Origin of the sequence: Arthrobacter sp. CJ23 (genome assembly GCF_024741795.1) — a bacterium.
Taxonomy (GTDB): Bacteria; Actinomycetota; Actinomycetes; order Actinomycetales; family Micrococcaceae; genus Arthrobacter.
Genome location: NZ_CP102950.1, coordinates 1,103,159 through 1,124,521, shown reverse-complemented (window position 1 = coordinate 1,124,521; position 21,363 = coordinate 1,103,159). Strand labels below are relative to the sequence as shown.

Annotated in this window: 21 protein-coding genes; 11 read left to right on the top strand and 10 right to left on the bottom strand. The window is 65.3% G+C overall.

What is annotated here, in order from left to right; all coding sequences use genetic code 11:
- Window positions 1-25 precede the first annotated feature (25 nt).
- On the bottom strand, window positions 26-1,414 hold the full coding sequence (locus NVV90_RS05100) for a hypothetical protein (RefSeq protein WP_258440110.1): 1,389 nt from the start codon (window positions 1,412-1,414) through the stop codon (window positions 26-28).
- Between the two features lie 209 nt (window positions 1,415-1,623).
- On the opposite strand from NVV90_RS05100, the gene phnD reads away from it, so the two are divergent.
- The 6 genes from phnD to NVV90_RS05070 all read left to right on the top strand — a co-directional run bounded on the left by phnD (window position 1,624) and on the right by NVV90_RS05070 (window position 6,966).
- Window positions 1,624-2,526: a phosphate/phosphite/phosphonate ABC transporter substrate-binding protein gene (gene phnD, locus NVV90_RS05095; protein ID WP_258440109.1), complete on the top strand. Its 903-nt coding sequence runs from the start codon at window positions 1,624-1,626 to the stop codon at window positions 2,524-2,526.
- A complete protein-coding gene (gene phnC, locus NVV90_RS05090) occupies window positions 2,523-3,332 on the top strand; it encodes a phosphonate ABC transporter ATP-binding protein (protein ID WP_258440108.1) in 810 nt (269 codons plus the stop codon). The genes phnD and phnC overlap by 4 nt, the downstream gene beginning before the upstream one ends.
- On the top strand, window positions 3,322-4,170 hold the full coding sequence (phnE, locus tag NVV90_RS05085; RefSeq protein ID WP_258440107.1) for a phosphonate ABC transporter, permease protein PhnE: 849 nt from the start codon (window positions 3,322-3,324) through the stop codon (window positions 4,168-4,170). Before phnC ends, phnE begins: the two co-directional genes overlap by 11 nt.
- 7 nt (window positions 4,171-4,177) lie before the next feature.
- Window positions 4,178-4,945, top strand: coding sequence for a tyrosine-protein phosphatase (locus tag NVV90_RS05080; RefSeq protein WP_258440106.1), 768 nt, complete (start codon window positions 4,178-4,180; stop codon window positions 4,943-4,945).
- Window positions 4,938-5,540, top strand: a complete 603-nt coding sequence (locus NVV90_RS05075) for a TetR/AcrR family transcriptional regulator (RefSeq protein ID WP_258440105.1) — start codon at window positions 4,938-4,940, stop codon at window positions 5,538-5,540. The genes NVV90_RS05080 and NVV90_RS05075 overlap by 8 nt, the downstream gene beginning before the upstream one ends.
- Window positions 5,541-5,733: 193 nt before the next feature.
- A complete protein-coding gene (locus NVV90_RS05070; RefSeq protein ID WP_258440104.1) occupies window positions 5,734-6,966 on the top strand; it encodes an aminotransferase class I/II-fold pyridoxal phosphate-dependent enzyme in 1,233 nt (410 codons plus the stop codon).
- Window positions 6,967-6,984: 18 nt separating this feature from the next.
- Here NVV90_RS05070 and NVV90_RS05065 read toward each other — a convergent pair whose 3' ends face one another.
- Window positions 6,985-7,359 carry a GNAT family N-acetyltransferase gene (locus NVV90_RS05065; RefSeq protein WP_258440103.1) on the bottom strand — a complete coding sequence of 125 codons (375 nt, stop codon included), beginning with the start codon at window positions 7,357-7,359 and terminating at the stop codon, window positions 6,985-6,987.
- A 128-nt stretch (window positions 7,360-7,487) separates the two neighbouring features.
- On the opposite strand from NVV90_RS05065, the gene NVV90_RS05060 reads away from it, so the two are divergent.
- Window positions 7,488-8,243, top strand: a complete 756-nt coding sequence (locus NVV90_RS05060) for a metalloregulator ArsR/SmtB family transcription factor (RefSeq protein ID WP_258440102.1) — start codon at window positions 7,488-7,490, stop codon at window positions 8,241-8,243.
- Between the two features lie 82 nt (window positions 8,244-8,325).
- On the opposite strand, the gene NVV90_RS05055 is transcribed toward NVV90_RS05060, so the two are convergent.
- The gene (locus NVV90_RS05055) at window positions 8,326-9,579 is read right to left on the bottom strand and encodes a type II toxin-antitoxin system HipA family toxin (protein ID WP_258440101.1); all 1,254 of its coding nucleotides are present in this window, start codon (window positions 9,577-9,579) and stop codon (window positions 8,326-8,328) included.
- Complete coding sequence (locus NVV90_RS05050) at window positions 9,576-9,833, bottom strand: helix-turn-helix transcriptional regulator (protein ID WP_258440100.1); 258 nt, start codon at window positions 9,831-9,833, stop codon at window positions 9,576-9,578. The genes NVV90_RS05055 and NVV90_RS05050 overlap by 4 nt, the downstream gene beginning before the upstream one ends.
- 216 nt (window positions 9,834-10,049) lie before the next feature.
- Between NVV90_RS05050 and NVV90_RS05045 the strand changes: the two genes are divergently transcribed.
- Window positions 10,050-11,603: a serine hydrolase gene (locus tag NVV90_RS05045; protein ID WP_258440099.1), complete on the top strand. Its 1,554-nt coding sequence runs from the start codon at window positions 10,050-10,052 to the stop codon at window positions 11,601-11,603.
- Here the strand turns inward: NVV90_RS05045 and NVV90_RS05040 are convergent.
- The 6 genes from NVV90_RS05040 to NVV90_RS05015 form a co-directional block, all read right to left on the bottom strand.
- The gene (locus NVV90_RS05040) at window positions 11,526-12,092 is read right to left on the bottom strand and encodes a GNAT family N-acetyltransferase (RefSeq protein ID WP_258440098.1); all 567 of its coding nucleotides are present in this window, start codon (window positions 12,090-12,092) and stop codon (window positions 11,526-11,528) included. The two genes, NVV90_RS05045 and NVV90_RS05040, sit on opposite strands and share 78 nt — an antisense overlap.
- A gap of 31 nt (window positions 12,093-12,123) precedes the next feature.
- Window positions 12,124-12,834, bottom strand: coding sequence for a hypothetical protein (locus tag NVV90_RS05035; protein ID WP_258440096.1), 711 nt, complete (start codon window positions 12,832-12,834; stop codon window positions 12,124-12,126).
- A gap of 113 nt (window positions 12,835-12,947) precedes the next feature.
- The gene (locus NVV90_RS05030; protein WP_258440095.1) at window positions 12,948-13,265 is read right to left on the bottom strand and encodes an acylphosphatase; all 318 of its coding nucleotides are present in this window, start codon (window positions 13,263-13,265) and stop codon (window positions 12,948-12,950) included.
- Between the two features lie 113 nt (window positions 13,266-13,378).
- Window positions 13,379-14,227 carry a glycosidase gene (locus NVV90_RS05025; protein WP_258440094.1) on the bottom strand — a complete coding sequence of 283 codons (849 nt, stop codon included), beginning with the start codon at window positions 14,225-14,227 and terminating at the stop codon, window positions 13,379-13,381.
- 186 nt (window positions 14,228-14,413) lie between these two features.
- Window positions 14,414-16,027 (bottom strand): hypothetical protein, encoded by a 1,614-nt coding sequence (locus tag NVV90_RS05020; RefSeq protein ID WP_258440093.1) that lies wholly within the window; start codon window positions 16,025-16,027, stop codon window positions 14,414-14,416.
- 189 nt (window positions 16,028-16,216) lie between these two features.
- Window positions 16,217-17,239 carry an adenosine deaminase gene (locus NVV90_RS05015; protein WP_258440092.1) on the bottom strand — a complete coding sequence of 341 codons (1,023 nt, stop codon included), beginning with the start codon at window positions 17,237-17,239 and terminating at the stop codon, window positions 16,217-16,219.
- Between the two features lie 123 nt (window positions 17,240-17,362).
- Here NVV90_RS05015 and NVV90_RS05010 point away from each other — a divergent pair, with 123 nt between their 5' ends.
- The 3 genes from NVV90_RS05010 (at window position 17,363) to NVV90_RS05000 (ending at window position 21,137) form a co-directional block, all read left to right on the top strand.
- Complete coding sequence (locus NVV90_RS05010) at window positions 17,363-18,286, top strand: MSMEG_6728 family protein (protein ID WP_258440091.1); 924 nt, start codon at window positions 17,363-17,365, stop codon at window positions 18,284-18,286.
- 140 nt (window positions 18,287-18,426) lie between these two features.
- On the top strand, window positions 18,427-18,825 hold the full coding sequence (locus NVV90_RS05005) for a DUF1622 domain-containing protein (protein WP_258440090.1): 399 nt from the start codon (window positions 18,427-18,429) through the stop codon (window positions 18,823-18,825).
- Between the two features lie 566 nt (window positions 18,826-19,391).
- Complete coding sequence (locus NVV90_RS05000) at window positions 19,392-21,137, top strand: HNH endonuclease signature motif containing protein (RefSeq protein WP_258440089.1); 1,746 nt, start codon at window positions 19,392-19,394, stop codon at window positions 21,135-21,137.
- The last annotated feature ends 226 nt before the right edge of the window (window positions 21,138-21,363 follow it).

Genomic DNA, 21,363 nt, shown 5'->3' with positions numbered 1-21,363 from the left:
GCTTCGGGTCACGAAAGCGGTCCGCTCAGGCCCCAATGCGCGGTAGCCAGGGGCTAACGGGAAGGGACATGGGACTGAGTCTTGGCAGGCCGCCAGTGATTGCTTCGTAGTTCAGCGTGGCCGCCACGACGGCGTCCAGCTTGTCTTCGCTCGTGTATTTGGCAACCTCGCCCAACAGCTCGGAATACCGGAAATGAAATTGGAGTACCTTCCCTGCTTCCGCGTGCCAGCCGGGCCACATGCTGGCCGCACCCGGTCTGCAGAGCTTGTACAGGAGCTGCTTGGACGGATCGCCGAGTACAGACCAATCGCTGATCAGTTGGGTCCGTGTGGTGGGCGATTCCATTCCCAGATTCACAAGATCCATGAGCAAGTTGGCCGCCTTCCGGATCATGCGGAATGATCGCCGAAGGTCTTCCACGTCCGCTGCCCCTCGGTACACGAACATCCGCTCTGTCCGGACCGCAGGGTTGTCGAAGGCGATGAGCGACAGCAACGTCTTCTTGAGGCTGTGGCTCGTATAGACCGGGGCCTTGACTCCGTATCGCTGTTTCAGAACTGAATCGAGTGCATCGTTCTCCGGCACGGCTTGTCCTACGGCCCTCTCCAGCCGCTCCACCTGCGCCAGGAGATTGCTCCGGGCATTCGACAGCTGGGCGATCGTCAGGACGATCGCCGAAGCATCAGCTCTGAAGCGGCTCCCAGCATCCGCGTATGGCGCCGCGCTTGCTGAGGGAACGGCTGCGATTCTCCCGCTCCAGCTGGCCGCTATTTCAGCCTTGGCCTCGCTGCCCACCTCTGCCCACCAGAGCCCCAGCAACCGGCTGTCCCGCTCCGGGTCAGGCGTGAACGATGCAAGGGCGGCAACCACGGGCGGGCAGGAATGCTCGGTGATCTGGTCCGAGAGTTCCAGCAAATGGATGCTGAACTGAGGCAGCTGTGCGGTACTGGCCAATCCCGCACCGAGCAACGCAGCGACCGCACCTACCTCCCGTTCCCCGTTGGCCGAATACTTCACGCACTGCACGAGGAGCTTCATCGAGTGGGAAGTGTTTCCCAATTTCAAGGCGGCAAGTGCCCCGATCAGGTACGGCGTGGCCCGGTACGGATACTGTTCAACGCTCGCAACGGCATCCCGCAGGGAATCGCCGTACCAGCCATGAAACAGCGCTGTTGCCGCCCGTTGGCATAGTTCATTGCCTGCTGTTTCAGTGGGCCGCTGCAAAACCTCGAGCAGCCTGGATCCCTGGGCCATGATTTCCGTCAGGGCATCCAGCACCGGTTTCAGGTCGACCGCGGGTTTGGAGTCCTTCTTGGGCGTGATCCCTAACGCGTCGAAGCCCGCGTCCAGCGTGGCTCCTACTACCCGGCTTTCGAATTCCTTTTCGAGGTCATCGAAGAAGTCTTCAAACATGATCGTTCCGCCCCCGACGCACCGCGGCTCCAACCACCAACAGCGCGCGTCCACGCCCGGCTGTGCTCATGGACCCTGTCTACTCTCCACCACCCCGCGCATCAACAGTTAACCTTCCCGCCATTCCAAGTACGGCAGTCTCGTAATTCCGATTCAGATACCGGTGGTTTCGTAATTCCGTCACCCCCAACATGACGGAAGGCACCACCATGCATGCTCGTGCAGGCATCATCGCAACTTCACTCATCGGCCTGGTAGCACTCACCGGAGCCCTGGCCGGCTGCTCCAGCGACGCCAACGCGTCCACCGCAAACCAAAGCAAGACGGAACTCGTCTTCGCCACTCCCCCGGGCACGGACGACCCCGAGGAGCAGGCCATCATGACCGACCTCTCCCACATGGTGGGCGAAGCCTCCGGCCGCACCGTGACCAACCTCCAGCCCGCCGACTACCTGGGCGTCGTGGAAGCCGTCCGCAACGGCTCCGTGGATGTCGCCGTGCTCAGCCAGTTCTCCGCCGCCCTCGCCTACAAGACAGACAGCGTGGATCCCCTCCTGGTGTGGGGCGCCAGCTCCGAGCCCGCCAGCTTCTGCCTGGCCAAGAAGGACAGCGGTATCAAGACCGCCGCCGACCTGAAGGGCCACCAGATCGCGTTCGTGGACCCCGGCTCCACCACCGGCTACTTCATGCCCAAATCCCTCTTCAAGAAGGCCGGCCTCACCGACGGCACCGATTACAAGAGCACCTTCGCCGGCTCGCACGACTCCGCCGTGCTGGCCATGGCCAACGGCAGCGTGGACGTGGCCTGCACCGCCCGCCAGCTCTACCCCACCTTCGTCCAGAAGGGCGTCATCAAGGAAGACGACGTCACCATCATCGCCAAGTCCGATCCCATCCCGGTGGGCATCTCCATCGTGGTCCGCAAGGGCCTCGACGAGCAGGCACGCGAAGCCCTCAAAGCCAAGCTCCCCGCCCTCATGGCCGGCAACGCGAAGCTCGTGAAGACCTTCGGCCTCAAGGGCGAGCCCGCCAAGGACCCCGAGTTCAGCACTTACGCCCCCCTGGTTGACGTGGCCCAGTCCATCGGCGTGGACCTCAAGGACCTCCGGTGAGCGTCTCCGCTTTGGAGAAGCGAACGACGGCGGCACTCGCCCAGGCGGGCGCGCCCACCGTCCGTGCCCGCAAGCTGCGCGTGCAGTACGGCCAGCAGATCGCCCTCAACAGCGTGGACCTGGACGCATACCCGGGCGAAGTCGTGGCGCTGCTGGGCCACTCGGGGTCCGGCAAGTCGACCCTCATGAAGACCCTCACCGGCATCGCCCCGTTCACGGCGGACACACTGGAGGTGGCCGGCCGCGAGGTCTCCACCCAAACGGCCGGCGGCCTGCGGGAGCTGCGTTCCGACGTCGGGCATGTCTTCCAGCACTTCAACCTGGTGCCGCGCCTCACCGCGCTCACCAACGTGCTCACGGGCGGCCTGCACTCCGCAGGACCCATCAACATGCTGGGGACCTTCAGCGGCACCCAGCGCGCAAAGGCCCTGGAACTCCTGGACCGCGTGGGCCTGGCCCACAAGGCCAAGCAGCCCTGCCGGAGCCTCAGCGGAGGCGAACAGCAGCGCGTCGCGATCGCCCGCGCCCTGATGCAGCAGCCCCGACTCATCCTGGCCGACGAACCCGTCGCCTCCCTTGACCCGCGGCTCGCCGGCAACATCCTCGGCCTCCTCCGCGACATCGCGCGGGAAGAACAGATCCCCGTGATCGTCAGCCTGCACGTAGTGGGGCTTGCCCGCCGCTACGCAGACCGTGTCCTGGGCCTGCACTCCGGCGAGATCGTCTTCTCCGGCCCCGCCGCCAACATCACCGAAGAGGAGGTGCACCAGATCTATGGCACAGACACCGAGCTCCTTGAAAACTGACACCGCGGCGCCTGCAGAAACTGGCAAGCAGATCGACACCACGCTCCCCGAGGCCGACCGCCTGCGCCTCTCCCGTCCGTTCAGCCTCCCCACACCGCGGGGCGCCCTGCTGTGGGTGCTGGTGGCCGTGGTCCTCGTGTGGGCCGGCATGGGCGCCGGATTTAACCCGGACAAGCTGCTGAGCGGCATCCCGAACATGGGCAACTTCCTGGGCCGCCTGCTCCCGCCCACGTTCGACAAGTTCGGCATCATCGTCAAGCTCCTCGTCGAGACGCTGCAGATGGCGGTGGTTGGCACGGTGCTTGGCGCACTGGCATCGCTGTTGCTGAGCTTCGGCGCGGCCAGCAACATTGCCCCGCGCTGGGTCTACACGGGCTGCCGGGCTGTTCTGAACGTGCTGCGCTCCATCCCCGAGCTCATCTACGCCCTGATGTTCGTCTCCGCCGTGGGCCTTGGACCGTTCGCCGGCATCCTGGCGATCGTGCTGGGCTCAGTGGGCTCCATCGGCAAGGTCTACGCCGAGGCCATGGAATCCGTGCAGCCCGGACCCGTGGAAGCGCTCACCGCCGTCGGCGCCAACAAGCGGCAGATCATCGGCTACGCGGTCCTCCCGCAGGCGGCTCCACTGCTGGTCAGCTACACCCTCCTGCTCTTCGAGGGCAACGTTCGCGGCGCCACCATCCTGGGCCTCGTGGGTGCGGGCGGCATCGGCCTGGAACTCACCACTGCCATGCGCATGTACGACTACGGGCACCTCTGCGCCATCATCATCAGCATCATCGTCCTGGTCAGCATCATCGACCGCGTCAGCGCCTTCATCCGCGCCAAACTCAGCTAGGAATCCCATGGATCTTCAGACTATCGACCTCGCCCCCGTCAACCTCCGCGACCTCGGCGGCCTCCCCGTCGACGGCGGCGTGACCCGCCCCGGCGTGCTGCTGCGCAGCGACGACGTCTCCGTCATGCCTGCCGATTTCGCCCAACAAATGATCCACGACGGCGTCACGTCCGTGATCGATCTGCGCTCACCGGAGGAGGCCCTCTTCACCGGGCGTGGGCCGCTCACGGTTCCCGGCGTCAACTACCACCACCTCGCCCTCACGGCTTCCGTGGCCGCCCCGGAGGACATCAGCCAGGAGCTCATGTCCTCCTCCGCCACCCCCGCACAGGTGGGTTCCTGGTATGCGAAGCTGCTCGAAACCCAGGCCCGGCAGCTCGCGCTGGGCATGACGCTCGTGGCCATGGCGGACGGCGCTACCGTCTTCCATTGCGCGGCAGGCAAGGACCGCACAGGGGTGTTCGCCGCCGTCGTACTCTCTGCCCTCGGTGCCTCGCAGGAGACCATTTCCGCCGACTATGCCGTGACCGCAACGCGCTTGCCGCGGCTGTTCCCGCGGCTCCGGGCGATCATGGGCGGGCTGATGCCCGAGACGGTGATCGGCGAAGGGGCTGACCACGGGGCGATGATGGGCGCGCATGCGGCGTCGATGGATGCCATGCAACGGATTCTGATTGAGCGCCATGGAAGTGTCCTGGAACCGGTGCTCCAGGCCGGCCTTTCGGACGCGACCATCGCCCGGCTGCGTGAGCGACTGGTGGCTGCCGATGCCTGAGGCAGACCGCCGCCCCGGAAGGCCCCGCGACACCTCCCTGGAGACCACCGTGCTGTCCGCTGCCGTGGATCTGCTCCTGGAGCGGGACACGCGGGACGTGACTATTTCGGCGATAACGGAACGGTCAGGCGTGAGCCGGGCTGCGCTCTATCGTCGCTGGAGCAGCCGTGAGGAACTACTCGCGGCCTCCCTGGACAGCGTGCGTTCCGGCATCGAACTCAGACGCGGCGCCACGAGCCTGGAAACCATTCTGAACACCTATGAGGAAGCGTCTGTGGCCGTCGACGGCCGGGTGGGGACGTTGGTGAAGAAGCGCGTGGCCATGGGCCTGGAGAACGATCAGCTCCGGGCACTGTCCTGGAACCGCCACGTATCCCGGCGCCGGGAACCGATCGCGGACGAAATCCGACGCGGCATCGAGGCCGGCGAAATCGATCCGGCCGTGGACGTGGAGGCCATGATCGACCTCATCAACGGCCTGTACTACTACCAGTTCGTGGTGCGGGCGCCCGAAGCCGGGTCCGGGGAAGCAACGCGGGAGCGCGTCCGGAATGCCGTGAAGCTGGTGTTCGACGGGGCGGCGCTGCGGGGTTAGAGCCCTGGTACATCGGGTTCGGGCCCGGACAAGGGACCGTGGTGCGGGGCCCGGACGGGCTCAGACCTTGGCGGAAACGCTGGCCGCCGCCATCTTTACTTCACCCTTGTGTCCGTCAACAATTGGTCCCAACGCAGCCTCCACTGGCTCAGCAGCGTGCTGCCCATCCGATTCCACGCGGAGGAACGCTGAAATGGACGAATCAACAGATATGGCCGCTCCGGATGCCGCAGTCGATACGGCGCCGCCGGTGTCCGCCCGCGCAGCGCGCCTGGCGTCCATCCCCAATTTCCTGAGGATCGAGCGCTTTATCAACGAAAATGGCACCCGCAGGGAGGTGTCCGCTTGCGACTTCACGTTTGGCAACCCGCACCAGATGCCGGACGAGCGCTACGTCACCACGCTGCGGGACGCCCTGACCCCTCAAAATGATCAGTGGTTCGCTTACCAGACCAACGGCGAACCCGCCCGAGAAGCGGCAGCGGAATCCCTTGGGCACCTGTTGGATGTACCGTTCCAGCCGGAGGATATCTACCTCACCACCGGGGGCTTCGCGGCAATCGCCTTGGCGCTGAAGACCGTGGCGGATCCCGGCGACGAGGTCATCTTCAGCCTGCCGCCTTGGTTCCTGTACGAGCCGCTCATCCTCGAGGCCGGACTCGTGCCCGTGAAGGTAACCATCAACACCGCCACGTTCGACCTCGACCTCGCCGGCATCGACGCCGCCATCACCGAACGCACCAAGGTGGTGATCGTCAATACACCCAACAATCCCACGGGACGGATCTACCCGCCCGAGCTGCTTCTGCGGTTGGCGGAATTGCTGGAAGCCGCCTCGGCCCGGATCGGCAGGCGCATCTACCTCGTCTCGGACGAGCCCTACAACCGGATCGTCTACGACGGCCTGCGCTTCCACAGCCCGGTGGAGTTTTATCCCTACACACTCCTGGCATACTCCTACGGCAAAACCCACCTCTCCCCTGGTGAGCGGATCGGATACCTGGCGCTGCCGCCCACCATGCCTCGCCGGGATGAGATGCGCCCGGCCATCAACAGCCTGCAGGTGGCTATGGGCTGGGTGTACCCGAACGCACTGCTGCAGCACGCCCTTCCCGAACTGGAGAAGTTCTCCATTGATATCGGCCGGCTGCAGAGCCGCCGGGACCGGCTGGTCGAGGCGCTGGGCAACATGGGCTACCGCATGTGGCAGCCGGAAGGAGCGTTCTACCTCTACGTCCCGTCCCCGATCCCCGACGACGTGGCGTTCGCCGAATCACTCGTACACCGGGATGTCCTGGTACTCCCGGGCGTCATGTTCGAAACGCCCGGCTTCTTCCGCATCTCCCTGACCGCGAATGAGGACATGATCGAACGCAGCCTGCCGGCATTCGAGGCGGCGATCAAAGAGAGCGTGCCCCGCTCCTGAGGATCGCGCGGCGCTGGCTCAGACCTTGGCGGAGCTGTTCAAGGCCTCGTCCAGGAAGCTGAGGTGGGCCTGGCTTGGCCTGACCACGTGCGCCTCGTATTCCGGGTGCTTGGCCACGAACTTCTTGATGAAGGGGCACACCGGAACCATCTTCAGGCCCGCGGCGATGGTCTGGTCGAGGGCCTCGGCGGCGAGCTTCCCGGCCAGGCCCTGTCCGCCATATTCCTCGTTGATGACCGTGTGGTAGAAAATCCGCTGCTGAACGGCTCCCTCGGCAGGGGCGGACGCACCGCCGTCCCAATCCTTGTACGCGGCCTTGCCGATCACGCGGCCGGCCTCCAGCAGTTCAAAGCGTTCCCGCTCGGTGTTGTGGCTGATGAGCATGTGGTCCATTCGGTCCTCTCCGGAGCAACTTCCCTGTTACGTTCCTCTGGGCATCCTAAACACAGGATGGCCGATGGATGTTCCCCAACCCCTGAAAACCCTTTACATGTGACTAAACAGTCACCTATTCTGATCCCATGGACGCCGTCTTCAAGGCACTCTCCGACCCCACCCGCAGGGAACTGCTCGATGAGCTTTTCCGCGAGGACGGGCAAACGCTGAGCGCGCTCGAAGCACGGTTCAGCATGACCCGCTTCGGGATCATGAAGCACCTCAGGATCCTTGAGGAAGCCGGACTGGTGGTCACCCGCCGTCGGGGGCGTGAAAAGCTCCACTTCCTGAATCCGGTACCCATCAGGCTCGTCCACGACCGCTGGGTGAGCAAGTACGCAGAACCATGGGCCGCTGCCCTCAGCGACCTCAAATCCAGATTGGAAAGTCCCATGGAAAAGATCTTCGAAATCTACATCAAGACCACCCCGGAACTGCTCTGGGAAGCCATCACGGACAGCGACATCCGCAGCAAGTACCAGTTCGGCAACACCCACACCGCGGACTGGACGCCGGGCGGCCACTACGAGATGCACAACCCCAAGGCCAACGGCATGGTCCTGGGCGAGGGTGAAAACGTGGAGGTGGATCCCCCGCGCCGGCTGGTGCAGACCATGCGGGCCCTGTGGGACGAGGCGGTCACGGCCGAGGGCACCAGCCGCGTCACGTGGGAGATCGAGCAGGTGGGCGATTCCTGCCACCTCACCGTCACGCACGATCAGCTCCGCGAAGGCGCCAACGACGAACTCTACGGCGGCTGGCCGATGATCCTCTCCGGCCTGAAGACCTGGCTGGAAACCGGCCAAAAGCTCACCACCCCGGGCTCGCTGCTGTACACCTGAGGGCCGGGGCTTAAGCCGGGCGCCGTCGTCGTGCTCCGCCGTCGTGCTCCCCCGCCCGGCGGCGGGTGTCACCTGAGGCCGGTCACAGCTGCCTGCGTGCCGCGCGGCCGGCAATGAGGTCCTCTGCGCGGGCGGCCAGCAGGGCGGGCAGGTGCGCGAGCTGCTCAGGAACCGAAGTACGGGCCTCCGCCGCCGCAACAAGCAGGCCCGTCACAGAAGAGAGGGCTTTTTCGCCGCCCATTCCCCAGCTGCCGGCCTCCCGGACAAGATGGTCCAGGGTGATGTAGTTCAGCCGGGCCTGACCCGCCACTGAGTGCCCCGCGTTGGAGCTGCGCGCGTAAAGCAGCAGCGTAGGGGCGGCGTCGTACAGTGGCGCCAACAGTACCTCCCCCGTCTCCCGGATCAGCACGGAGTAGTTCTTGGAATGGGCATCACCGTTGCCGATCAGGACGTTGAAAGCCACAGCCTTCAACAACTCAATCTTGAAGGCCTCAGCATCCCGGGCGTGCGTCGAAGCAATCGCGGCCACCTGCGCCAGGCGTGACGGCGCCGCAGTCGACTGATCATATTTGGCCGCGGAAGCAATCCCCAGAAGCTGCGTAAAGTCTTCCTGGTGAATCCTCCGGTGGTCCTCGGTCCGGTCATAGCGTTCCACGACCAGGGCGTCCCGGCTGCCGAATCTTTCCATCCGCGTCCGTGCCGCACGGAGTCCTGCCGCCCTGGCCAACTCCAGCGCCCAATGTTCGGCCGCCAGCAGGTCCGGAATGGGTGAATCAAGCGGGTCGGGTTTGATGATGTGCGTGGAGGCGGCACCCCGGGCCGGCCAATACCAGCGGCTATCGCCGCTGGACAGGCTTTGGGACAACAGGATCTTGGACTGGATGCCGCCAAGGGACGTGGTGATGGCGAAGTCCTCGGGGAGGTCCCATGTGGGGAGGGACTCGACGGCGGCCACGACCTCCTGCTCGGTCATCGGCAGCAGTTCCCCCGACTCCTCGGGATCCACGCCGTCGGGAAGGACTTGCACTGCGCCGGCACAGTCAGCCCCCACTGCAGCGAGCAACGCTTTGATGTCCGTGGACGCGACCCCGTGCAGCTCGGCAAGGTGCGCACGCACCTGACCTTCGGGGAGGAGGCCGTCGAAAAAGTTCAGGACTGCCGGACCATTGATGGCTTTGGACTGCAACGGCAAGGACAGCGAGAGCAGTGCCGCGCCGGCACCATACTCAGCCACAAGGTCCGGGAGGTATTCAAGCCGCGGACGTAACGACGTTCCTGTGAGCCAGGCAATCCGCCGTCCATGCAGCCAGACCCCCAGCCGCTCGTTCCGCGTCACCTCTTGACGTCCAAACGTGAGAACCGCGGAATAAGGGCGATGTCCCGCTCAAGGGCCCGCACGGCCGCGATGGCCGTTTCCAACGACACGTTCTCACCCTGCTCCAGACGGACGATGGTGTGGCGGCTCGCGTTGATGAGCTCGGCCAAGCCACTCTGCGTCAGCTTCCTCTCCTGACGGGCGCTACGGACCGAAGCTCCAAAGGATTTTGAGTCCATGGCGCGGAAGAACGGAGTTTCAACCGAATGTTCCATATATTCACCATAGCAGGCATAGGGCTCAAATGGTGAAGATCATGAACATTCGCGGCTATCTCCGGAATGTTCATGATCTTCACCATCATCGACACGCACCGCCGGCACCCAAGCCAGGCACCGCCGTCGTGCTCCGCCGCTCTGCCGCGTGCATTGTTTACGTGGCAGCCAGGCCATACCGTGAAAGGGACGGTCGGCCGAAGTGCAGGTGCGGGCATGCGAACTATTTCCTGGTCAGCGCGCTGCCTCCTGCTGTGCCTCCTGGCGGCTGTCATCTCCGGCGGCGGTGTGCTGGCAGCCAGCGCCGGCCCGCCGCCCACAGGGCCCGCCAATCCCGAGCAGACATATCAAGCGGTGGATGCCTTCCTGCGGGAGCAACTCGAATCCCTGGGGATACCGGGCGCCGCCATCGCCGTCGTCCGTGACGGCGTCCAGGTGCACTCCGCCGCGTTCGGCCGCGCGGACGAGTCCGGGCGGCCGCTGACCGCCCAGACGCCGGTGCTGCTGGCCTCCACCAGCAAGTCCCTCACGGCCATCGCCGTGATGCAGCAGGTGGAGGCCGGCCGGCTGCGGCTGGATGAGCCGGTGCAGACGTACCTGCCATGGTTCACCTTGGACGACGACCGCTCGCACGCCATCACGGTCCGCCACCTGCTCCACCAGGCCAGCGGCATGGCGTCCAAGGACACGGCGTTCGAGGCCTCCGACGCGCAGGGCCCGGAGGCCCTCGAACAAGGGGTCCGCGCCCTGTCAGGCGCACCGCTGGCTCGCGAACCGGGCGAGGCCTTCCACTACGCCAGCGCCAACTTCAACATCCTGGGCCTGCTGGTGCAGACGGTGTCCGGCCAGCCGTTCGGCGACTACCTGGAACAGCACGTCTTCGGGCCGCTGGAGATGACGCACTCGCATCCGACGCGGGCTGCCGCACTCGCGGACAACGCCGCCGCCGGCTATTCCCTGTGGTTCGGCTCGTTCTGGCGCCAGACGGACGTGCCCGCACCCACCACCGGCATGCCCTCCTCCACCCTGTACGCCTCGGCCGAGGACCTGGGCCATGAGCTGACGGCACTGCTCGACGGCGGACGGTACCGTGACGCCCGGATCCTCCAGCCCGGGAGCGTGGAGGCGATGATCGAGCCGCTGGTGCAGGTGGAAGGATCCAAGCGGTACGCCATGGGGTGGTTCACCCGGCCACTCGTGGAGTCCGCCGATCCTGCAGCCCCGCCCATCCCGGACGAGGAGTTGCCGCTGCTCCTGGAACATCAGGGCGAATGGGGCAACAGCCACACGTACCTCGCCATGGTTCCCTCGGCGGGCCTCGGCGTGGCCCTGGTCATCAACGGCAACGACACCGCCGCCCCGTCGCGGCTCAAGGCCATCGACACCAACGTCCTGCGGATCCTCCACGGGCACGCCCCGGTGCCTGCCGTGGTGTTCGAGGACTGGCTGCAGCGCTACAGCTGGGCGGTGGCCATGACGCTGCTGTTGGCGGAGCTGCTGAGCCTGGGGTTGGCGCTCCGCTTCCTGCTGCGGCGGCGTGCCACGTCCCGGAAGCGGTGGATTCCCCTGGCCTGTGGCGCCGCGGCCCTCGCTCTCGACGGCTTCGCCCTGTGGCTGTGCCTGGTTTATGCCCCTGCCCGGTTCGACACCCACCTGTTCGTGATCATCCGCCAGTTTCCCGACGTCGGCGTTTCACTGGTGCCGGTGCTCGTCCTGGCGATCCTCTGGCCGATTCCGCGGACGGTCTGGCTGCTCGCCAGGATGCGCTGAACGCACCATGCGGATCTCGCGCACACCGTCGTCCACATTCACGGTCCCGTCCGCCACGAACCCGTGCTTGCGGTAGAACGCCTGCGCCCGTGGATTCGGATCGGCCACCCAGAGTGCCGCCGAATCGTGCGGGCCGACGACGGTGTCCAGGAGGGCGGCCCCGGCGCCCGTCCCATGCTCAGCCGCGACCACGTACAGCACGTACAGATGGGTGCCCCACTCCAACTCGGGGCTCTGCGTGGGCCCCGCCATCGCGATCCCGATCATGCCGCCGTCGCGCTCAGCCACGGCGACGCTGTTCGCGCGGTAGCGCTCATCGCTGAGCATGGCAGTCCAGAACCGCTCCCGGGTGGCGGGCAATTCCGGGTCGTCGAGAACGTGGTCCGCCATCACCCCGCGGTACGTCTCACGCCACGACAACACATTCACGCGCGCCATCTCGGCAGCATCCTCGACGCGCGCGTAGCGAACACACACCGGGGTAGCCATGGACGAAACTCTACCGAGAGCGGCGGCCTGTCTAGCTCGCCGGCCGTAGCGACGTGATCATCCGCTTGATGTCCCGGTACTCGGGGGTGTCCATGTACAGCTTGGCGTTCTCCAGGTACGGCAGGGAAGCGTCTCCGGGCGTCACGTTGTTCTCGGGGTTGTAGAACGCCCCGAACATGGCAGCGTTGGGCGGCCAGGTGAAGAAGTGGAACATGTAGCACGCCGAGTCTCCCGTGGGCGCCGGGACGGACGTTATGCCGTAGGCCGCCGCCGGGGTGTCCGCCGGCCCGGGCGTGGTTGCATTGCCGCGGGTCTCGAACACGTACCGGGGAGCCGCGCCGTTCTGTGCCAGAGCCGTCAGCTCCTGCGACTCCAGGACTTCGTACGGATAGCGGTCAATGCACGTGGAGCCGGTGGCCATGTTGGTCCGGAGGGAGGCCAGTGTCTTCCCGGCTGCGTTACTGATCTCCGCAAAGGTGCCGCCGCCTTCAGCCAGCTCCCCTGCGGGCTCAGTGACGTCCCACGCCGCAGGAAGGTCGAAGGTGAGCGTGCCGTCCATCGTCGTGTATTTCATCCAGACCGACGCCGTGGCGGTAGGGCTGGGCGTGGCTGAGGTTGTGGAGGTGGCGGGACTGCCCGACGTCGACGCCGGCGGCCCAGCCTGCTGGGCGCATCCGGCGAGCAGCAAGGCGAAGAGAAATGCCGCGGGAACCGCGACGCTGGACGATGCTGACCTGCGCATGCCACCCTCCTTGGGACGAAACCGGTCCCTTAAGTGTGGCGCGGTCTGGTGCCTTGGGATCCTCCATCGAAGTGATTGGCGCCGAACCGTTAGTGGTCATAACGATCGGCCAGCTACCACCCCCGCATCGAGACAATCTGGAAGTCCCCAAACTCGCCCGTGGCGGCTTCCAGGGCGTGCTCCACGCGGGCCACGCGTCCGGGTGCGCGGGGTGACTCGAGCCAATCCAGCAGCTCCTGCACCACAGCGCGCGGACCCTCGGCAACCAAAGCGACCGAGCCGTCGTCGACGTTCCGGACGGTGCCGGTCAGCGCCAGTTCCTGGGCCCGCCGGGCGGTCCAATAACGGAAGCCGACACCTTGGACCATGCCATGCACCCGTACTGTCAGGCGGACGGCTTCACCGGGGTCTGAATCTGCGAACTCGGCCATGCTTCCACGGTATGCCGAGAGGCTGCCTTGGCGCTGCCTTGAACCGCTGGCGTGCTCGACTCCAAGTTTTCTCCAAGTCCAAATCTGGACTTGGAGAAAACTTGGAGAAACGGCTACGCGGTGACGATGTCCCGCGTGGCGTGGTTGTACGTGAAGGTGACCTTGCCGCCGCCGTGCTGGAGCTCGTGGTTGGCACCGTCCAGCACGCCGAACGCACCGTAGTTCTCGTCCCACGCGCGGTTGAGCGCGATCTTGTACGTGTAGAAACCGGCCGGCAGCTCGGCGGTCAGCGTCCACAGCTGGGCCTTGGCGTCGAACGCCATCTGGGCCTCGTCATACTGCGGCGCCCAGTCCTCCGGGGCACCCAGCAGGACGTTGAAGTCGCCGGCGATCGCAACGGCGTCAGGCTGGGGCAAGAGCTCGACGGCGGGAGCCGGGGCAGCCTTGGCAGGCGCCTTCCGGGTGGTCGTCTTCTTCGGTGCGGCCTTGGCGGCGGCAGCGGCCTTGGGAGCAGCCGTCTTTGCAGTGGCTGTCTTGGCAGCGGCGGCCTTCTTCGGCGCGGCAGCGCGCTTGGGTGCGGCGGCCTTCTTCGGCGGGGCCGTCGGCACGGCGACGTCGGACGGCACGGGAGTGCCGGCGTCGAGCGCTTCCGCGAAGGCATCCACGTTGGCGAAGGCGACCGTGGCGCGGAGGCCGTCATCCGGGATGGTCCAGCCCGAGCGGCCCTTGACCAGCCAACCGGCCTTGACCAGCTTGGCCGAGGCGGTGGTGAGCGTCTTGTGGCCGCGGGGAACCCCGCCGCTGAGCAGCTCGGCTTCGTGGGTGTTGAACGGGATCCGGTCGATGGCCTGCGCCAGCACCTCACCCGCGTTCAGCGAATCACCGGACCACACCCCCTCGGCCAGGATCTCGAGTACGGCCTGCAGCCGAAGGTTGGTGTTCTCAGCGGTGTTCGCGCCCATAGTTCTCCTTCAAAAGGTGATGCCTCCCTCAGCAGTCTGCCAACGAAATGTTAATTTGCGCGACTAGAAATGGTTAACACCGTGTGTCGTGACCAACTATGACTCGTGAGGAGCGGGAAGCGATGGTGGGGTCTCGGATTGGTGCCCGCTCGACTGTAGTCGATGCCCACACAGGATCGATTACCGCTAGATCCCATACAGCTTTAGCCCGACGTGATTGACGACGATTCGTTGCTTCGGTTTGTCCAGATCGAAATAGATCCGTCCAACCTCATTGGGCTTGACACCGTCGCGAACCTTCACGTGCGGTTCTTGTGAATAGACCTCACCTTCAAACTCAAACGATCGAAGCTTCCGACCCTGAGAGATGGTCTGGTCTTTCATGGCGACGTTGAGCTCGAAGTTGGTCTTGAACCACTTGTCGAGATGACCCATACCATCCGAAGTGCCGGTGTACAGGTCCTGCGCTGCGCGTGCTAGCCGAACGACCTTGTCTGTCATGTCGGTGGGATCCGGATAGTCGATACTGCGCCAAGAAGACATAGCTGCAGCAGTGAAAGCAATATGACCTTCCGAAGCATCTTCAATTGCGCGGAAAACATCAGAAGGATTCTCACCTGACAGGAGCATCGGAATGACAGTCCATGGATCCGTCACTTCAATTGAGTCATCGGCGACAAGTGACGTGTACTGCTCCCGCCAGTAACTGGCCTCCTCCTGATACCTTCGAGCAGATTCTGCGTCTTGCTCAAGGCTGTTGGCACGAAGCTCTTCGGCCTCCGTCAGCCCACGCCACGTCTCCACGTCAGCCTGCAACTTCTTGATCGTTTCATTCAGTGCAGCTAACTCGTCAGCCTTGTTGCCAGTGGACCGGGCTACATTTAGTCTGCCCTCAAGTTCTGCCGAGGCGATCTTGTCCACGGCGGCACGCGTCTTCCGCCAGCCAGCATCGGACCCGCGGACCAGTGCTGAGACCGCGGCCAAGTGGCGCATGGCCTCTTGCAGAATTACCGGGGCGGTCCGGCTGTCAATGACATTCTGTGTCCATGCTGGTCCCTTCAACGTGCAGTCCGACCAAATCAGCAGGGCACCACCAAATGGCACTGCCACGCTGGGGTTCAGGGCGCGCAATGATTGTGCCGTGCGGAAGTTGACAGTTGCGACTCGCGCAAGGCCGATCAATTTCCTTGCCAGTGTCGCCGCCAACGTCCAAGTCTCATCACTCCGCGGATGGACGAGAATAATCGGAAGGCGCTTCCGGTCTTGAAGAGCCTCTGACCAAACAACGACGTCATCAGGAGTCCGTACCTGCAAGTACCTCGAGTCGAGGCGCTGCCCTGATGACCGCACAATAATCTGCGGATCGTCAAGCAAGATCCGCACAAGACCCGGCTGGAATATCGAGGTTGCTGCCAAAGGCGACAATCGTCCGGAAGACTCTTCGCGTGCCAAACTGATTCGGACCAACACACCTGAGGGCACACTCGAGACAGTACAGCGCGTAACCAATGAGGCTTCGGCACCCGTTTCAAGTGCTTGAACAATTTGCAGCCTCAATGCTCGACTTTCGCCAGCGGCCAGTGCCTCCCACGTCAGAAATCTGTCCGGATTCCTTCGGCCCCAGGACTCATGCGCAGCGATTTCCAGACTTCCATCAACAGCGAAGTCAGCAACCGCAGGACCTTGTCCACCATTGTTGAGCCACTTTTCTAGTGCACCAAGGACATGCTGGTAGAGGTCCTCAGTGATTTCAGGCAACTCGCAAGTAGTTTCAAACTCAGTTACATAGAGCAATTCCATTGGTCCCCAATTCGCCTGTTGACATCCGACCGAAGCCTCAAGGCTCTGCGAACATCTAGCTTTCCAGTCTTTTGAAAGGCTACTGGCAACTGCCGGTCGTCGATAACCTAGACGTCCACGAGGGAAGCCCGACACTGAATCCGACTTGCCCAGGTGCCTCTCCCAGGTTTTGGCTTCATGACAGCCGTTCTAGAGTGACCCCCTCGCCCACTCCTCCACAGCCACCAGCAACTCAGCCTTCCGCGCCTCGTCGGCGAACGAGGACCGGATCGAGTTGGCCGCGAGCGTGGCCTGCTCAGCCACGGAGAAGCCATGCACGGCCAGGAGCTGCTCGAAGTTGTCGTCCACGTAGCCGCCGAAGTACGCGGGGTCGTCCGAGTTGACGCTGACGTTGAGCCCGGCGGCCAGCATGGCCGGCAGCGGGTGATCGGCCAGGGTGTCCACGGCGCGCAGCCGCACATTGGACAGCGGGCACACGGTCAGCGGCACCTGCTCCGCCACCAGCCGTTCCACCACGGCGGGGTCCTCCATGCAGCGGATGCCGTGGTCGATGCGTTCCGCACCAAGGAGGTCCAGCGCCTCGGTGATGTAGGCGGCCGGGCCTTCCTCGCCCGCGTGCGCGATCCGGCGCAGCCCGGCCTCGGCCGCACGGCGGTACAGGCGCTCGAACTTCGACGGCGGATTGCCCACCTCGGCCGAGTCGAGCCCGATCCCCGCGATCGGGGCCTTCATGGCGATCAGCTGCTCCAGGACCTCCAGCGCGGACTCCTCGGACAGATCCCGCAGGAATGCGGCAATCAGGAGCGTCGAAACGCCGAACTCCTCCACCGACGTCGCGAGCGCGGAAGCGACGCCGTTCACGCAGGTCTCCAACGCGACCCCGCGCGAGACGTGCGCCTGCGGGTCCATCATGACCTCCACATGGTGCACCCCGCCGGCGGCTGCCCGGGCCAGGTACGCCCGGGTCATGTCCGCGAAGTCCTCCTCAGTCCGGAGCACGGCCATGTTGGCGTAGTACAGGTCCAGGAACGACTGCAGGTCCGTGAACTCGTACTTGGCCCGCAGCTCGTCCAGGTCCGCGTAGGGCAGCTCAATCCCGTTTCGCTCGGCAAGAGCGAAAATCAGCTCGGGCTGAAGCGTCCCCTCAATGTGCAGGTGCAGTTCGGCAACCGGGGGTGCCGCCGTCGTCGTCGTTTCGCCAAAAGTTTCCACCCGTCCAGCGTAGGACCAAATACGGCCGTGTTTGAGGAGATCCAAGCCGGCTGTGGGGGAAGTCTCCACCCGCAGGCGGGCAACGCAATTGGCACACGGCGCGCGGGGCGTCAGACTGAGAGGATGCAGACTTACCTCCCATACCCCGATTTCCAGCAAAGCGCCGCCGCCCTGGACACCACCAGGCTCGGCAAGCAGCGCGTCGAAGCGCTGCAGACACTTCGTGCGCTGGTGATCCCGGAGTACGGCCGGCAGTCGCACCCCGTCATCCGCATGTGGATGGGCTACGTCCCCGCGCTCACCATGTACGCCCTGGCCATGGCCGACGAGTGGATCGCCCGCGGCAACCCGGACAACACCCGGGAGAGCATCAAGGAGTTCGCTCCGCAGGCCGCGCACCCGGACTACGCGGACAAGATCCCCATGCCGCCGTGGCTGGGAGACCCGGACTTCCACCTGAGCCAGCGCTCCAAGCTGCTCCAGAAGGACCCGCAGTTCTACGGGGAGGCCTTCGCCGGCACCCCCACGGACCTGGAATTCCTGTGGCCCGAGCCCCACCACGAATTCGTGCCCGAGGACCCCCAGGACGATTTCGTGTGGGTCCTGCGCGCCCCGGTGGGCGACGTCGAGCCCGAAAAGATCGACAAGGTTGGCATGCCCGCACCCGGCAAGGCCAAGCCTGCCGCTTCCGGCGACTCCGATGCCACGGCCGACAACTACGAATTCGTCTACGCCGAGGAAAAGCACCGGCGCCCGGCCGCCAAGGGTGCCCGCAAGGCCCCCAAGAAGCTGGTGAAGAAGCCCACCCGCAACCGCCAGCGCCAGGACGAGGCCTTCCGCACCCTCCCCGGCAACACCACGGTCCTCGTCCCGATCGACGGCGGCGCCCGCTTTGCGCTGGGCAAGATCCAGGGCCGGCCCATCACGCTCGACGACGGCCGCTTCGGCCGCGACTTCGAGGTCACCAGGATCATGGACCGTTCCGAGTTCGACTACCCGGCGCTGCTCCAGGATCCGCGGGTCTTCTTCCCGATCCCCGCGCCGTAGCGGCGGAACTGCGGCGGCAGTTCCCTGATTACATTCAAAGGGTGTGGAGTACGGAATCCGTGCTCCACACCCTTTCTCGTGAGACGGTGGAGGTTCAGGCGGCGCTGCAGGGTTGGGGGCCGGCAGGATTGGGGAGGACCATGGATTTCCAGCACATCATTGAGACGGTCGGCAGGTACATGGACTTTGCCGGGGTGGCCGTGATGGTGCTCGGGGCGCTGGTGTCGATTCCGATGGCGCTGCGTGGCTACCGGCCCAAGCGCGCCGCCGGCCTGGGAGAACTCTCGGTCTACCGCGCCTACCGCCAGTTGCTGGGACGCTCCATCCTGCTCGGCCTCGAACTCCTGGTGGCCGCCGACATCATCCGCACCGTGGCCGTCACCCCCACCTTCGAAAGCGTGGGCGTGCTCGCCATCATCGTGGCCATCCGGACCTTCCTCAGCTTCTCCCTGGAACTGGAAATCACCGGTCGCTGGCCGTGGCAGAAGGAACCTGCCTCTGGTGGTGGGGTTACTGCTCAACAGGGGAACCGAGCGTAGTCGCCCCTTCGCGCCCGACGGCGGTAGTCGGGTTGGGATGGTGCCACACACTCACCACCATTGCACCAAGACTTTGGCTCCGATAGCTTGTTCCTGGACGACACCTTCAGGTGAATCTTGGGTCGCCGCTATGAGCGGGCTACCAAGTGTGGATATGAGCCACGCACGTACTCTTCCAAGAAGGGTTCGCCCGATGGCAACCTGCACAAAAATCACCCATTCGACCTGCTGGCAGGCGAACCGTGCGCTCCAAACAATCGTGCGCAACAGCGACGCACCTGGCGCCAAGCTGCCCGCAAGTGTCTACCCTTGCAGGGACTCTAAAGGTGGCACCTGATTTCGAAAAGGGCAGCTGGAAAGGCCAAGAGGTGGCAGCTTCGTTGTCCGTGACAGAGGCGACACGGTCAGCCCGTTAGCCCGTACGCCCGGGTCCCTGTCGGAAGGAAGCCGGGCGTCGGCGTCGTGCGTGAAATTGGCCGTGATCGTGCTCGGGGTCACGCCGTGGGGGACCACCCCGATTCGGGGACCCTCGCTATATTGTCGGACCCCACTGGGAGAGTTGAGTCATGGAAGCACTTGTGCAGCTCAGCAGCCGCCAGGCCAGCGGGCCCGGCGCCGCTTCCACCGTGCCGGGCGGCGTGCTGGACGGCATGCTCGGAGAGCTGCAAGCCATGGCGGACACCGCAGCCGACGACGTCGCCCGCCTCGACCCGGTGGAATCCGTCTCCTTCGCCTCCAGGTTGGAAGAGCTCTCCCGGACGCTGGGCTACCTGCAGATCGTCGCGGCCGGGCAGCTGGACCGCGCCTGCTCCGAGGCCCCTGCCACGGCAGCCAGCCGGGGCACTGGCTGGACCACCGGGTGGAGTACCCAGGGGAGCACCGGAAGGGCCACGGATCCGGCGGCCTCCAATGCAGAGTCCGGAGCCGCGGAGGCGGCGCGGGAGTTCGCGCAGGAATTCCGGAACACCGGCGAGTACCTGCGCTCCCTGCTGCGGATCAGCGCCGCCGAAGCCCGCCGCCGGCTCGCCCTCGCCGCCGAGGTCCTACCCCGGCATGGGCTCGCCGGCCAGCCCATGCCGCCCCGCCGCGAGGAACTCGCCGCGACCCTGGCCCGCGGCAGCATCTGCACCCGCTCTGCCACCACCATCACCATGGCCCTGGAGCATGTCCGGCCCTACACCAGCCCGGACATGGCAGCCCGCATGGAACACGCCCTCACGGTCACCGCAGCAGAGAACGACCCCGACTTCCTGGCGCGCATCAGCCGCCGCTGGGCCGAGGCCCTCAACCAGGACGGCACCGAACCCAGCGAAGAACAACTCCGCCACAGCCAAGGCGCGTTCCTCCGCAAGCCACGCCACGGCCTCCAGCACCTCGAAATCTTCGCCACCACGGACCAGTTCGAACAGCTGCTCACAGTCATGAACACCGCCACCAACCCCCGCACGCGCACCGGCACCGGTACCGGCCAGACGGATACGGGCGATGCGGCAAGCAGTGACGAGGCAGCCAGGGACGCGGACGGCAGCGACCCGACAGACGGCCAGTACCCGTTGGACCGGCGTTCCCGGGCCCAGAAACTGCTCGACGGCCTGGTCGGCGCCTGCAAACTCGCCCTCGCCACCGGCACCCTCCCGGCCACGGGAGGACTGCGCCCCCAAATCCTCGTCACCATCGACTACCAAACCCTGCTGGCCGAACTCCGGGACCACCGCACCGCATCGGAGGACGCCGGAACCGGAGATCCCCTCTCAGCGGGCCCCGGCCCGCGCCGAGGCGGAAGCAAAACGGACAGAGGCAGGAAGAGAAACAGCGGCACGGGTACCGGCACAAGGATTGGCCCCGGTGCGGGGACCGTCACCGGCACCAGCGCCGGCCCGGGTGCTGTCACGGGCACGGGATCGTTCGCGTTCTCCGGCCCCGCCACGGCCCGGAGCATCCGCCAACTCGCCTGCGACGCCGACATCATCCCCCTCGTCCTCGGCGGCGCAGGCCAGGTCCTGGACATCGGCCGCGCCTCCCGCATCTTCCCACCCCACATCCGCAAGGCCATCACCGCCCGCGACAAGGGCTGCGCCTTCCCCGGCTGCACCATCCCCGCCCCCTGGTGCGAAGCCCACCACATCAGCTACTGGTCACACGGCGGGCCCACCAGCACGCACAACGGCACCCTCCTGTGCAGCCACCACCACCATCTGATCCACAAGGAAAACTGGCACATCGAACCACGGAACGGCGCGCCCTGGTTCATCCCGCCGCCCCACATCGACCCCCGCCAACAACCCCGCCAAAACCACTACTTCCACACCTGACGCTCCTATTGCTGTCAATTGCCGCGAAGTGCGCGCCATCGTTCCGCTGCCCACGGGGGACAATTCTCATGGGCAACCCACCGCTACTGCGGCCAGGGAGCTACGCAACGGCCCCCAATTTCCAGCCGTGGATAACCCGAATTGGCCCCCAGCCATGGACAGCTCGGTTGGTGGGCCGGGAGTCCCGGAATCGAACGCAAAATGAACATCGGTCCGGTGAACGGCA